Origin of the sequence: Planococcus sp. A6, assembly GCF_028823615.1 — a bacterium.
Lineage (GTDB): Bacteria > Bacillota > Bacilli > Bacillales_A > Planococcaceae > Planococcus.
Map to the genome: position 1 here is coordinate 1 of NZ_JAPEHT010000083.1, position 14,078 is coordinate 14,078.

The window sequence follows — 14,078 nt, forward strand, 5'->3', positions numbered from 1 at the left end:
AAGGTTCATGTTGTGCGCCTTGTTTTGGCGACTTGATTACTATATCCTTTTTAAAACTCGATGTCAATACTATTTCAAAATATTTTTATCGGCTTGTTTCGAGGACATTTACTACTATATACCGGGCGCTTGAAAAAATCAAGCGCTTTTCCGAAAAAAGATTTTTCTAATTTTTTTATAGTCGGTTACGAAAAATAAAAGCCCAGCGATAACAATGCTCCCTCCTATAATTTGCGATTTGCTAACCAATTCTCCAAGTATAAAATACGCCAGGATCGCTGCCCCGACTGGCTCAAATAGAATAGCAATGGAAATTACGTTTGTACTCACCCACTTCACTGCCCAATTAAATAAAGTATGTCCAAGAAGATTTGGGATAAGAGCTAATAGAAGAAACCACATCCACTCTTCCTTAGGATAAGGACCAAACGACTCCCCTTTAGCAATAATATAGAAAAATAGCGATATAGTACTGAAACTATACACAATGAATGTGTATGTCACTAAAGACAATCGCTTCCGAACATCTTGACCGAATAATAAATATGCAGTAATCAGCGCACAAGCAATTAGCGCAAGTATGTCACCGAACAATGCACTTCCGCTTACTTGGAAATCACCGTAAGCAATAACAATGCTTCCTGTTATTGCAACTGCTCCAGATATTAAAGTTTTTGCAGAGAGGCGCTCTTTAAAGAAGAAGTATGTTCCTGCAAATGCAAAAAGAGGCTGCAATGTTACGAGAACTGTAGAACTCGCTACAGAAGTATAGTTAAGTGATTCGAACCAAAGAATAAAATGAAAAGCCAAGAAAATGCCAGCGATTGCTGAAAATACCCAGTCTCTTCTATTTAGTTTCTTTATTTCAGGCAGATAGCTATAGAGGAATACTGGGGCCATTAATAGAATAGAAAATAACATCCGGTAAAATGCAGTGACGCCTGCATCAGCTGTGGTCATCTTTACAAAGATTGCAGACATCGCTACTGAGATGACTCCGATCAAAATGGGTATATAAGGGTGAATCGTTGGTTTTTCCATTAGGCACCTCTTGCTAAATTAGATTTTGACATCACTTTTCAGTTTGCCATTTGCCGACTCCACATTCAACCGCAAAGTGAAATGGAGGTTGTGATCTTGGAATTTTTCAGCGCGCTCGAAATCTCCTCATTCGAGACATTTATGAAATTAACGATTGCCGCTGTTTTAAGTTTAGTTATAGGGTTGGAAAGGGAATTAAAGAGGAAGCCTGTTGGTTTGAAGACAAGTATGGTCATTGCCACATTCAGCTGTTTATTGACCATTATTTCAATTGAGTCTGCTTACATTGCAGAATCGAGCAGCAATGAAGGTGTAAATATCACAATGGATCCGCTACGGCTCGCAGCACAAATTGTTTCAGGTATTGGATTTCTAGGCGCCGGAGTTATATTGAAGCGAGGGAATGATTCCATTTCGGGATTAACTACAGCAGCAATGATTTGGGGGTCTGGCGGAATCGGCATTGCCGTGGCCGCCGGCTTTTACATTGAAGCAGTGACCGCTGTCTTATTAGTTCTTATAGGTATCGAAGTGTTACCTCCCCTCCTTTTCCATTTTGGCCCTAAGCGACTGAGACAGGCAGAAGCTAGACTGACTATTTATGTTTCTGGAGAGGAAGCTATCAGCGAAGTGTTGGAAGAGCTTAAATACAGTGGCATGACTATTGAAGACTTGTCGATTCTTCATCCTGAACAGCAAAATGGAACTTTGTACTACAAACTTTCGATTCGCATGTCATACGCACAAGGAAAAGAAACTATCGAACTGTACAGGGAAATTTCTTCTATTAGTAGCGTAAAGCAAGTGGACATCGAAATGATTAATTAAAGGAGGAGTTTTTTTGGGAGAATTTTTCGGATTGTTAAAGGGAGGAAATAAACCATCTCTTTATGCAGCACTCATCAATACGTTTATTGCTATTATGAAAGGCGTCGCCTTTACTTTTACCGGAAATGTTGCCATGTTCGCAGAAACGATGCACTCGATCGGTGACGCAGCGAACCAATATTTTGTTTTCATCGGCTCTGCATTATCGAAAAAAGCTCCAACCAAAAGGTTTCCCAATGGTTTTGGTCGCCTGTTAAACTTAGTTTTGCTTGCAGCCGTTCTAATTGTGGGAATCATGGCTTATGAAACCATTCGTGAGGGCTGGCACCAAATGTTGCACCCAATGGAAGCAGAAGGCTTTATTATCAGCGTTGTCGTTCTATCAATCGCAATTTTACTTGAGTTGTTTGTACTTTACAAAGCTGGTAAAGAAGTTCTGCATGAAGCTGGCGTGAAAGGCGGGGCACTTGCTCCGCTTACTACAAGTTTTACCCATTTAAACCGTGCAAAACCAGCTACAAAACTGGTTTTCCTAGAAGACTTAGTCGCAACTTCGGGTGGTTTGCTGGCCCTAGTTGCTGTCTTGATTGCACACTATACTGGATTCCTGCAAATTGAAGGTGCGGCATCCATTGCAATCGGCTTCATGATGTTCTATGTCGTGACGAAAATCTTCTTGGATAATGCACGTGGTGTCATTGGGGAAACAGATGAACAGATGGTCAATCACATTGCACATCTCCTTTCTGATCGACCTTCCGTCAAAGACATCCGTGAACTGGAAGTAGTAAAAGAGGGTGAATTTCTTCACGTTGAAACCTTGGTGGAGGTTGACCCTAACCTGACTGTCAAAGAAGCGGACGAGTTGCAGAACCGTTTGGCTGAACTTATTTTGAGCCAGCCTAGCGTCGATGATGTGATTGTGTCACTCGATGCAGATGATGGGGAAAAACACTGGGTGCATGTAAGTAAGCGCCCCGATTCATTGAAGAAACCCGAATAAAAAAATCCCGATGCCTTATGCATCGGGATTTTTTCTATATTATAGCGAAGCTTGTAGAATTTTTTCTACATCTTCCCCGTTCAATTTATTGAAATTGCCGAACTCGCCATAGACTAATGTTTTGTCAACGATGTCCGAGAAACGGGAATCATCGATGTCGTAATCTTTCAGGCTGCTTGGAGCGCCGATCGATGTCCAGAATTCGACGAGACGGTCGATTCCTTCGTTTGCGATTTGTTCTTCAGATTTGTTTGATGGATCGACGCCGAACACACGGGTAGCCATTTGTGCGAATCGCGACGGGTTAACTGGAACGTTATGACGCATCCATTGCGGGAATAGAATCGCCAAGCCACCTGCATGTGGAATGTCATAAATCGCAGAGACTGCGTGCTCAATATTATGAGATGCCCAGTCTCCGTTATAGCCCATCTGTAGGAAGTTGTTAAGCCCCATCGTTCCGGCAAATAGAATCGTTTCACGGTGCTCGTAGCTTTCAAGGTCTTCCATGAGCTTCGGAGCTGTTTCGATTACTGCTCGCAGCACACCTTCGATCATCTGGTCCTGTACCGGCGTGTTCGTCGCGTTGTGGTAATACTGTTCGAACATATGCGACATCATATCCACTACGCCGTATACTGTGTGGTCGCGTGGCACGGATTTCGTGTATGTTGGGTCCAAAATAGAGAACTTAGGGAATGTCAACGGGCTGCCCCAGCCGTATTTTTCTTCTGTTTCTTCATTCGTGATAACAGAACCGGCGTTCATTTCAGAGCCTGTTGCCGCCAATGTTAATACGGTGCCAAATGGCAAGACCTCTTCAGGAGTCGCTTTACGTGTGACAAAATCCCATGCATCGCCATCGTATTTCGCTCCGGCTGCAATGAGTTTCGTGCAATCGATGACAGAACCGCCACCAACTGCTAGCAGCATATCGATATTCTCTTTTTTGCAGATTTCAATTCCGCGTTTTGCTGTTGAAAGGCGCGGGTTTGGCTCAACGCCCGAAAGTTCATGGATTTCAACGCCCATGTCATTTAGTGTGGCCATAACTTCGTCGTAAAGGCCGTTTTTCTTGATGCTGCCTCCGCCGTATACAACCAATACTTTTTTGCCATAATTCGGCACTTCGTTTTTCAATGCTTCCAATTGCCCTTTGCCAAAAATCAATTTGACTGGGTTATAGAAAGAAAATGCGTTCATCTAATCTCCTCCTCCGATATACGTTCAGATTTCATTATGAATTTTCAATCCTGAAAAAGCAAAACATTGAGCATAAGAAAACCGCTCGGCATCAGCCGAGCGGTTGTTTTTTATACCCATCCACGGAAGCGTGAGGCTTCTGCAGTTCTTCTTGCACCGATTGTTTTTTATACCCATCCACGGAAGCGTGAGGCTTCTGCAGTTCTTCTTGCACCGACCATATAAGCGGCAAGGCGCATGTCGATATTGCGGTTAGTAGCTACATTGTATACGTTCTCAAAAGCTTCCACCAATTTCTTCTCGAGCTTCTCGTCAACTTCTTCCTGCGTCCAGTAATAACCTTGGTTATTCTGCACCCATTCAAAGTAAGAAACTGTAACACCGCCTGAACTTGCAAGCACGTCAGGCACCAGCAAGATTCCGCGATCTGTCAAGATCTTCGTTGCTTCAGCCGTTGTTGGCCCGTTCGCAGCTTCGACTACGATAGAAGCTTTGATATCGTGTGCATTTTCTTCTGTGATCTGGTTGGCGATTGCTGCCGGCACCAGGATATCACAGTCGATTTCGAACAATTCTTTATTGGTGATGGTATTGTCGAAAAGCGTTGTAACGGTACCGAAGCTGTCGCGGCGGTCGAGAAGATAATCGATATCCAAACCTTCTGGGTCGTGTAGTGCACCGTAAGCATCGGAAATACCGACGACTTTGGCTCCTGCATCGTGGAGGAACTTCGCCAAGAAACTGCCCGCGTTGCCGAATCCTTGGATAACGACGCGTGCGCCTTTCATGTCAAGTCCGCGTTTTTTCGCTGCTTCATTGATCACGATCGTAACGCCTTGTGCAGTTGCTTTGTCACGGCCTTGTGAGCCGCCCAGCACAATCGGCTTACCTGTAATGAATCCTGGTGAGTTGAATTCGTCAATCTTGCTGTATTCGTCGAACATCCAGGCCATGATTTGCGAGTTTGTGAATACATCCGGCGCAGGGATGTCCTTGTTCGGTCCGACAATCTGGCTAATGGCGCGTACATAGCCACGGCTCAGCTTTTCGATTTCGTGCATGGACATTTCGCGCGGGTCGCAAATGATGCCGCCTTTACCGCCGCCGTATGGCAAGTCCACGATTCCGCATTTCAATGTCATCCACATGGAAAGCGCGATAACCTCGTCGCGGTTCACATCAGGGTGGAAACGGACTCCCCCTTTAGTCGGGCCGACAGCGTCGTTATGCTGCGCACGGAATCCCGTGAACACTTTGGTTTTCCCATCGTCCATCCGGATCGGGATACGCACTTCCAAGATCCGCATCGGTTCCTTCAGAAGTTCATACATCGAATCTTCGTATCCAAGTTTATCCAATGCAATTTTAATGACATCCTGCGTTGACGTCAACAAGTTCAAGTTTTCAGCCATTGTTTAGTTTCGCCTCTTTGTATTTTAGTAATTACTCGCATCTAGTGTAACATGGCAAACTTCCATTTGCCACATCGATTGTTATTTTGTGAACACTTGGTGAATACGCTCAAGTGCCCAGTCTAGCTCTTCTTTCGTGATGATCAATGGCGGTGCAAAACGGATGACTGTATCATGCGTTTCTTTGCACAAAAGCCCGAGTTCTTTTAGCTGTTCGCAGTAAGGACGCGCAGCTTCAGTCAATTCCATCCCGATGAACAAGCCGCGTCCGCGGACTTCTTTGATTACAGGATGGTCAAGCTTTTTCAGTTCATCCATGAAGTAAGTGCCGAGCTCCTGCGAGCGTTCCGTGAGGTTTTCGTCTTGAATGACTTGCATCGAAGCAATCGACACAGCACAAGCTAACGGATTGCCACCGAACGTAGAGCCGTGTGAACCTGGGTTAAAGACGCCAAGTACTTCGTGATCTGCAACGACACAAGAGATCGGGAATACTCCGCCGCCAAGTGCTTTCCCAAGAATGTACATATCCGGATCTACTTCTTCCCATTCGCAGGCAAACATTTTCCCCGTACGCGCAAGCCCGCACTGGATTTCGTCAGCGATGAACAAGACATTATTTTCGCGGCAAAGTTCGCGCGCTGCTTTCAAGAAGCCTTTTGGCGGCATGATGATCCCGGCTTCGCCTTGGATCGGCTCGATGAGGAAGGCTGCAGTGTTTGGCGTAATGGCATTTTTCAATGCTTCCAAATCGCCAAACGGCACGATGTTGATGCCAGGAAGCATCGGGCCGAAGCCTCTGCGGTATTCAGGGTCAGATGAAAGTGAGACGGCAGTCATCGTGCGTCCGTGGAAGTTTCCTTCGCATGCTATGATTTCTGCTTTGTTTTCTTCAACGCCTTTGACATCGTATGCCCAGCGGCGTGCGGCTTTGATTGCAGTTTCGACAGCTTCCGCTCCCGTGTTCATCGGCAAGGCCATTTCTTTTCCTGAAATTTTGCAGATCATTTCGTACCATGGCGCCAATTGGTCGTTGTGGAAAGCGCGTGATGTGAGAGTCACCCGGTCGGCTTGGTCTTTCAAAGCCTGGATGATTTTCGGATGGCGGTGGCCTTGGTTCACTGCTGAATAAGCAGAGAGCATGTCCATGAATTTATTGCCTTCTGGATCCGTGACCCATACGCCTTCCGCTTTCGAGATGACGATTGGCAGTGGATGGTAGTTCTTTGCCCCGTACTGTTCTGTTTTTTCGATGATTGATTGTGTTTGTGTCATTCCAAATTCCTCCTTTTAATTAAGGGTAGACCCGCTGAGCTCTTAAGGCGATGTGGCACTACTCATAGATGTATGCGCTTAACGGAACCTTTTTTAAAAAAAGGCAGACACGGAGTCTGCCTTTTGTGCATCATTATACCATTAAGCGAATAATTAAAACATCTCAGAAGTTGTTTGTGCTTGCATATGAAGAACCAAGTAGTCTGGCCCGCCTGCTTTTGAATCGGTACCGGACATGTTGAATCCGCCGAATGACTGATAACCTACGATTGCGCCTGTGCATCCGCGGTTGAAGTACAAGTTACCAACATGGAACTCGTCGCGCGCATACTCGAGGTGTTCGCGGTTGTTGGTGATGACGCCGCCAGTCAAGCCGTATTCTGTGTTGTTGGCGATAGCAATCGCTTCTTTGAAATCTTTTGCTTTCATCAATCCGACAACCGGCCCGAAGATTTCTTCCTGCATGATGCGGGCTTGTGGATCCAAGTCAGCGAAGACTGTTGGGTTCACGAAGAATCCTGTGGAATCGTCGCCGTCTCCACCAGCAACTAGGCGGCCTTCGCCTTTGCCGATTTCGATGTAATCCATGATTTTTTTGTACGAATTTCCGTCAATGACGGGACCCATGAATTTCGACTGGTCAACTGTGTTGCCGATCGTTAGTTCATTTGTCAATTCCACTACACGTTCAAGTACTTCGTCGTAGACATCTTCTACGATGACCGCACGTGATCCGGCAGAACATTTCTGGCCGCTAAAGCCGAAAGCAGATTTGACGATGGATTGTGCTGCAAGCTCAAGGTCTGCATTGTTGTCAACAACCATTGTGTTTTTGCCGCCCATTTCAGCGATCAGGCGTTTCATCCAGATTTGGCCTTCATTCACTTTAGAAGAACGTTCTGCAATACGCAAACCGACTTCTTTTGAACCAGTGAATGAAATGAAGCGAGTGTTCGGGTGGTCGACCAAATAGTCGCCTACTTCAGATCCCGGACCAGGAATATAGTTGACGACGCCTTTAGGCATGCCCGCTTCTTCCAATACTTCGATGAATTTATAAGCGACAACCGGAGTTGTTGAAGCTGGCTTCAAAAGAACCGTGTTCCCTGCTACCATCGCTGCAACTGTTGTACCCGCCATGATTGCGAACGCAAAGTTCCACGGAGAAATGACAACGCCGACGCCGAGTGGAATATAGTCATAGCGGTTGTATTCACCAGGACGGCTTTCCATTGGCATGCCGTCTTTTAGGCGCAGCATTTGGCGGCCGTAGTATTCAAGGAAATCGATTGCTTCTGCAGTATCTGCATCTGCTTCATTCCATGGCTTGCCTGCTTCTTTAGTAAGTAGCGCAGAGAATTCATGTTTACGGCGGCGAATGATCGCTGCTGCTCTGAACAAGACATCTGCACGTACTTCAGGTTTCACTTTTTTCCATGTTTTAAAGGCAGCGTCCGCTTCTTGCATAGCTTTTTCTGCGAGTTCTTTATTTGATTTGGAGACGCGCCCAACGATTTCTTCTTTATCCGCCGGATTGAATGAAACGATTTTGTCTTCAGTCGTTACGCGTTCTCCGCCGATAATTAGCGGGTAATCCTGGCCGAGGTATCCTTCAACCGTTTTCAGGCCTTCCAAGTATGCATTGCGATTCTCCTCGATCGAGAAATCTGTGAATGGTTCATGTTTGTAGGGAATCATTGGGAATCCTCCTTATAATTGAGCGAGCGCAAAAAAAATTTGCACTCTTAATCTGTTTCCACTTATAATAATGCAAAAGATTATTGCGTTTTTCAAGTATTTTAATCTAAAAAGTCAAAAAAGTTTTGGAGTGATGGCCATGAACGATGCGCAAATAGACTTGGCCCCTTTTTATAAATTCGCTGGAGACCACGTGGCTGTAGGTTTACACGCCATCGACAGCAAAGGGAAGACCATTTTATATAACCGCAAGATGCGGGAAATCGAAGGCTTCGATTTTCAGGAATTAACGGACCGGTCGCTTTTGGAAATGTTCCGTTTCGACCAAACACAGAGCACTTTGCTGCAAGTACTGACGAGCGGCACCCCGATATTGAACATCAAACAAACGTACTGGAACCGTAAAGGCCAAGAGATTACGACCATCAACGATAGTTATCCAGTCTTCGAGAACGGCGAATTGATCGGGGCGATTGAACTGGCACGGGATGTCACGACTTTGGAGCGGGTCATCTACCAACCATTAAAAAAGTACGAGGAACCGATTACGTTCGCGAGCTTGACTGCCGTATCGGCAAGCATGAAAAACATCATTGCCCGTGCAGAAAAAGCTGCAGCCGCGAAACTGCCCGTGTTATTGGTCGGAGAATCAGGTACCGGAAAAGAACTTCTCGCGGAAGCGATTCATTCCGCGCATGCTTCCGAGCTCCCGATGCATATCTTGTATTGCCACGGCACCGATAGCCGGTTGATTGACGAGTTGGATAAGGAAATTGAACGCATGCAGCACGGCACGATTTATTGTGAGCGCATTGACTTGTTGCCGCGCGCCTTGCAGATGCAATTGCTTGAAGTCGTCGAGCGGCATGCGGCAGGCGATTGCTATTTTGTCGCGAGCGTCGGTGACGATCCCGTCGAACTGATCTCTTCTAATACTCTAGTAAAAGATTTATATTATTTCTTCTCGGCCATGACCATCAAAGTGGAACCATTGCGCCGCAGGAAAGAAGACATCCTGCCGTTTGTCGATGATTATTTCTCCAGGCACCGCATGAAAGTCGGATCGGTCATACGCTCTTTGTCAGATGAAGTGGAGAAATTATTCCTCAGCTATGATTGGCCGGGCAACTTGAAAGAACTCGAATTGCTGTTGGATGAAATCACATCACTCGTCACGACACAAGAAGTCGTGACAGCTTCCATGCTACCGCATCACTTTAAGCTAAAAACCCAAAGTGGGTCGCTGCAGCCGGAAGATTTCCTGGTCCGCTCCGATAAGGATTTACTGCCGCTCGAGGAGTATTTGCAAGAAGCGGAAATGTATTACTTGGAAAAAGCGATGGATCTTTTCGGGGGTAATGTGACAAAGGCAGCCCAAGCACTCGGCATGAGCCGCCAGAACCTTCAATACCGCCTGCGGAAGATCAAAAAAAACGCCCAATCGACGTAATGTCGATTGGGCGTTTTATTGAGTTCTTATTGGCCGGAACGTTTGATCCATTCCTGCATTTTATCTTTCAAAGTGTTGAAGCCTTCAGAGTCGCTCTCGTTCACATGAGACTGAAGAGATTGACGCGGCTTTTCACTTTTTTGAGCTGCCGGCGGCTATCGACAAGCTGATTTTTTTCGATTTAGCATCGACGTCCAATACTTTCACGTCTACTTCCTGTCCAACAGACAAGTATTCGCTGACTTCTTTCACATAACCGTGCGTAATTTCTGAAATGTGGACAAGTCCTTGTGTTTGGTCGTCAAGTGCAACGAATGCACCGTATGGCTGGATTCCTGTTACTTTGCCGGAGACTTTATCTCCTGTTTGATACGTTTTTGTCATAGTTAACCGCTCCTAGTCTTTATCTAAATTACTGTACACCTATTGGCATCTGTATATTATAGCACAGGTTCCTTATAAGAGTAAAATCAGTAACTAGGAAACAACTCGAAGCGCCATCCATCGGGCGTTTTCTTCATATTCAAATGTTCGGACCATTCACTGGTGTCCTCTATTTCATATAAAATTTCAAGACTGGCATCCACTTCATTTTCGATATTTAAATCCGTTGCCGTGAATGACACTGACCTCAAATTATCGAAACCTGCGACTTGATGACTTCCGGCAAAATTGCGCCAAAACTCGATTTCCTGACCCTCGGTCCCGGGGGCCAGCAAGGCATTGGCGACCGCTGCGTCTTCTTGATCGATTGCATGCAATAAGGCATAGGTGACGACGAGCGGCGACGTATTTTTAGGCAGTTTCTCTTGATTCGCCAATGTTTTAAACGCCTCCATACCCTGTTTCTGCAACTCCGGATCCGGCGCTTGAGAGAATTCTTGCTGCTGGTATTGAACGAGCCAGATACGGTCCCGCTCCGTCACTAAAGCCGGTTGCAGCGGATTGGCACGGTGGAATCCGATATCTTGCTCTTCGTACATCACCATCGGTTGGATCATCACTTTCTTGTAGATGCGCTGCGTCATTTCTTGCTGAATTTCTACCCAAAGTGCATTTTCCGTCAATTCAGGAATCTGCTCCCAGTCTGCCTTATACTGCTCCAGGCTTGGCTTAAGTTTGCTGTCCGCCAAAAGATGATACATCGTTGCCGGGTCTTTCTCCTGGTTGGCATAAAAATAAAGGAAGTAAATATCCAGCGGTTGCACGCCGGCTAGCAAATCCATATCATAGGATTGTTTGAAACGCGCATACAGTTCCTTGACGCGATCGTAATCGAAGTCCGCCAAGTCTACCAATTCCGACTCTAATGGAAAATCACCGTTTGGCAAGGTTGAACTCAGCTGCCCTTGCTGTTCCAGCTTGAGCATCTTCAGGCTGTCTCCATACTCCAAGCGATCCAAAGAGTCGGATTGCTGCCAGCCGCTGTCTTCCATTTCATCGATCACCGGCACTAAGATTGCAGCCAATGGGTCATAAAGGGTCAGCATTTTCCAAAGTTCGCGGATTTCGGGTTTGACAACACCTTCTGCATAAATCTCCTGTTCCGCGCCTTTGGTGATTTGCCAGACGGTTTGCTCATATATGACTTCGATTTCGGCCTTTAGTTCACTATCGGTCGGTTCTTCGACCAACACGTAGAGCATCTTGTAAAATTCGTGGGAGAGTTGGAATGGCTCTATAAGCCAGCCTTGCTCATCAAAATAAGGGTAGTAAGAAAAAATTTCAAGATACATACTCGCAAATGGATGCGTCTGGAATTGCGGAAGCCATTGCAATGATTCCGTATCCTTTGTCAACAAATGCATCCTGTCAGGATCTGACAGACGGAAGCGCAGCCCGTATTCTGGCCATGCAGCAAGCAATTGCTCCAGTTCAGCAGATGCGTCCGGGATATCTTCTATTAATAACTGCGGCTCGCCATAATGTTCGGATGCAGCGGGTAATTGTTCTTCGTTATTTTTTAAAATGTTTTCTGCAAAATCCTGCAGTTCGTTTGTTTTCGTCAAATACAGTTCTATAAAACGGTCCATTTCATCGATTGGCATATGGCCTGAGTTCGCTAAGGATTCGCCCATTCCTTTCGGCGTTTCGATCATCCAGATCAACTCTTCCATCTGTTGAGTGAAAAGTTCCGCGTCGTCTTTGTGCTGTTGCAGCTCGCTGCGGCTGAACAGCTCGTCTTTTTCTTGATCGGCGTTAGCTACAAAGGTGAACTCCGCAAATTGCCCTTCTTCCACCCCTAAGCGTTGTTTGGCATTTTCCCTCGTTTCCTCGTATTGCTGTTCCATCTCATCTGCCATTTCCTGCGTCAGCTGCCCTTCTGATGCTTCCGAGGCAGATGGTAGGCGGAAGCTGTCGAAGAAAAAGGATGCCCCGACGACTCCGGCAAGCAAAGCGATCGATGCTGCAACAAGCCAGATGGCCGGTTTTTTCACTTTCGGTACTTGCTCTTTTTGCTGTTCATCAATAACCGGGCTTTCTTCAATCGGTGCTTCCCGACCTGGAAGCTTGACCCGCTTGATGGATTTAGCCAGGAATTCGAGCCGTTGCGTCAGTTCTTGTTGATCTTCTATGGCCAACTTTTTTGCCAATTCGCTTTTTGCGCTGTCTATGTAACCGAGCATCTCTTGTTCTTCCAGTTGCAGCACTCGTGATGCAAAAGATATTTTATGGCCATTTACCAAATGGAGAACAGCTGCCATGCGCTTATTGACCGGAAGTGATTGCAGCGCCAAATGGCTTTCACGATCTTCTTGAAAGCCAATCAAGCTGCCGTCGTTTTGCAGATCGGGAAATTGCGCTAATTGCTTTGCAGCGGCACGATAGAGATTTATCTCCTGGTCATCCGTAGTATCCGTTTTAACTGCACGTTCCTGGACCTGCTTGGTAAAGAAATCTGTCTTTTCGGCCGTCATGCCATTTTGATAAGCAAATCGCCTGAGCGCTTCTATCAGTTGGGCCATGTCCCGTTCCTCGTTTCGACTATTCCCGCTTACTGGATTGCTGTTTTCATCCATCTCTCCATCAGCTCTCTTTCCCGCGAATTTCCTTTTATTTCTATTATACAGAAGAATTTCATGGTATTTTTAAATAATTCTATTTTTTTCTGAAAGGCTCGTGTAAAATAGTAAAATCTAATCGATTTAGGAGGAACCAATTATGAAAGCACGTGAACAATGGACGTCCAAGATCGGTTTCATACTCGCAGCAGCCGGCAGTGCAATCGGCCTCGGGGCGATCTGGAAGTTCCCATACGAAACCGGCGCAAACGGAGGCAGCGTATTCATTTTGCTGTTCATCTTGAGCACCGTCTTGATCGGTTTGCCGATCTTGCTTGCTGAATTCGTCATCGGGCGCCGCGGACAGGCAGATGCCGTTAGCGGACTCAAAAAACAAGCCCCCGGAAAGCCTTGGTATTTGATCGGCTGGTCCGGATTTATTTTTTCTTTCTTGATCCTTTCCTTTTACAGTGTAGTCGGCGGCTGGGTGCTGTCGTATCTAGTACGCGCCGTAACCTTGCAATTGTCGGGGCTCGGTGATGCAGATTTTGCCGAGTTGTTCGGCGGCATCATCAGCAATCCATGGGAAGTGCTGATCGCTCAAGCAGCGTTCATGGGACTAACCATCTGGATCGTCCAAGGCGGCATCAAGGCCGGCATTGAACGCGCCAGCAAAATCATGATGCCAGCCTTGCTCATCTTCTTCGTCATCTTGATGATCCGTTCGTTGACACTTGACGGGGCAATGGAAGGCGTCCGCTTTATGTTCGTGCCTGACTGGTCGTTCTTCAATTTCGAAACGGCACTTGTCGCTCTCGGGCAAGCGTTCTTCTCCTTGAGCGTCGGCGTCGCCGGAATGATCACTTATGCATCTTACCTTAAGAAATCCGAGAATTTGACGCGATCAGCTGTAAGCGTGGTGACTCTAAACATCGTCATTTCCATCATGGCTGGATTGATTATCTTCCCTGCAGTATTCGCACTTGATTACTTGCCGGATCAGGGGCCAGGCCTTGTCTTCATTATCTTGCCGGCCATTTTTGACCAATTGTTCATGGGGCAATTCCTGATCATTATTTTCTTCATCCTCTTATTGTTCGCGACTTTGACTTCATCCATTTCGATGCTTGAGATCACCGTCTCAATCGCCGTGAAGAACAAATACG

The 14,078-nt window shown here is 46.3% G+C and carries 10 protein-coding genes and 1 pseudogene; 4 read left to right on the forward strand and 7 right to left on the reverse strand.

Annotated features, from left to right (window positions below; genetic code table 11):
- Positions 1 to 138: 138 nt before the first annotated feature.
- Positions 139 to 1,041, reverse strand: coding sequence for a DMT family transporter (locus ON064_RS12500; RefSeq protein ID WP_274625021.1), 903 nt, complete (start codon positions 1,039 to 1,041; stop codon positions 139 to 141).
- A 96-nt stretch (positions 1,042 to 1,137) separates the two neighbouring features.
- Here ON064_RS12500 and ON064_RS12505 point away from each other — a divergent pair, with 96 nt between their 5' ends.
- Both ON064_RS12505 and ON064_RS12510 read left to right on the forward strand, forming a co-directional pair.
- Positions 1,138 to 1,869: an MgtC/SapB family protein gene (locus tag ON064_RS12505; RefSeq protein ID WP_274625022.1), complete on the forward strand. Its 732-nt coding sequence runs from the start codon at positions 1,138 to 1,140 to the stop codon at positions 1,867 to 1,869.
- A 13-nt stretch (positions 1,870 to 1,882) separates the two neighbouring features.
- Positions 1,883 to 2,872: a cation diffusion facilitator family transporter gene (locus ON064_RS12510; RefSeq protein WP_274625023.1), complete on the forward strand. Its 990-nt coding sequence runs from the start codon at positions 1,883 to 1,885 to the stop codon at positions 2,870 to 2,872.
- Between the two features lie 39 nt (positions 2,873 to 2,911).
- Here ON064_RS12510 and ON064_RS12515 read toward each other — a convergent pair whose 3' ends face one another.
- The 4 genes from ON064_RS12515 to pruA form a co-directional block, all read right to left on the reverse strand.
- Positions 2,912 to 4,075, reverse strand: coding sequence for an iron-containing alcohol dehydrogenase (locus ON064_RS12515; protein WP_121301111.1), 1,164 nt, complete (start codon positions 4,073 to 4,075; stop codon positions 2,912 to 2,914).
- A 167-nt stretch (positions 4,076 to 4,242) separates the two neighbouring features.
- Entirely contained in the window at positions 4,243 to 5,487 is a 1,245-nt protein-coding gene (locus ON064_RS12520) for a Glu/Leu/Phe/Val family dehydrogenase (protein ID WP_058381172.1), read from the reverse strand.
- A gap of 81 nt (positions 5,488 to 5,568) precedes the next feature.
- Positions 5,569 to 6,762: an ornithine--oxo-acid transaminase gene (locus ON064_RS12525; protein WP_274625024.1), complete on the reverse strand. Its 1,194-nt coding sequence runs from the start codon at positions 6,760 to 6,762 to the stop codon at positions 5,569 to 5,571.
- A gap of 153 nt (positions 6,763 to 6,915) precedes the next feature.
- Complete coding sequence (gene pruA / locus ON064_RS12530; RefSeq protein WP_274625025.1) at positions 6,916 to 8,460, reverse strand: L-glutamate gamma-semialdehyde dehydrogenase; 1,545 nt, start codon at positions 8,458 to 8,460, stop codon at positions 6,916 to 6,918.
- Positions 8,461 to 8,599: 139 nt separating this feature from the next.
- On the opposite strand from pruA, the gene ON064_RS12535 reads away from it, so the two are divergent.
- Entirely contained in the window at positions 8,600 to 9,910 is a 1,311-nt protein-coding gene (locus ON064_RS12535; RefSeq protein ID WP_121301108.1) for a sigma 54-interacting transcriptional regulator, read from the forward strand.
- Between the two features lie 26 nt (positions 9,911 to 9,936).
- Here the strand turns inward: ON064_RS12535 and yugI are convergent.
- A pseudogene (yugI, locus tag ON064_RS12540) lies at positions 9,937 to 10,294 on the reverse strand (S1 domain-containing post-transcriptional regulator GSP13).
- An 86-nt stretch (positions 10,295 to 10,380) separates the two neighbouring features.
- Positions 10,381 to 12,876, reverse strand: coding sequence for a hypothetical protein (locus ON064_RS12545; protein ID WP_274625026.1), 2,496 nt, complete (start codon positions 12,874 to 12,876; stop codon positions 10,381 to 10,383).
- Between the two features lie 196 nt (positions 12,877 to 13,072).
- Between ON064_RS12545 and ON064_RS12550 the strand changes: the two genes are divergently transcribed.
- Positions 13,073 to 14,078 (forward strand): sodium-dependent transporter (locus tag ON064_RS12550; RefSeq protein ID WP_274625027.1); only part of this gene is annotated, 1,006 nt, incomplete at its 3' end.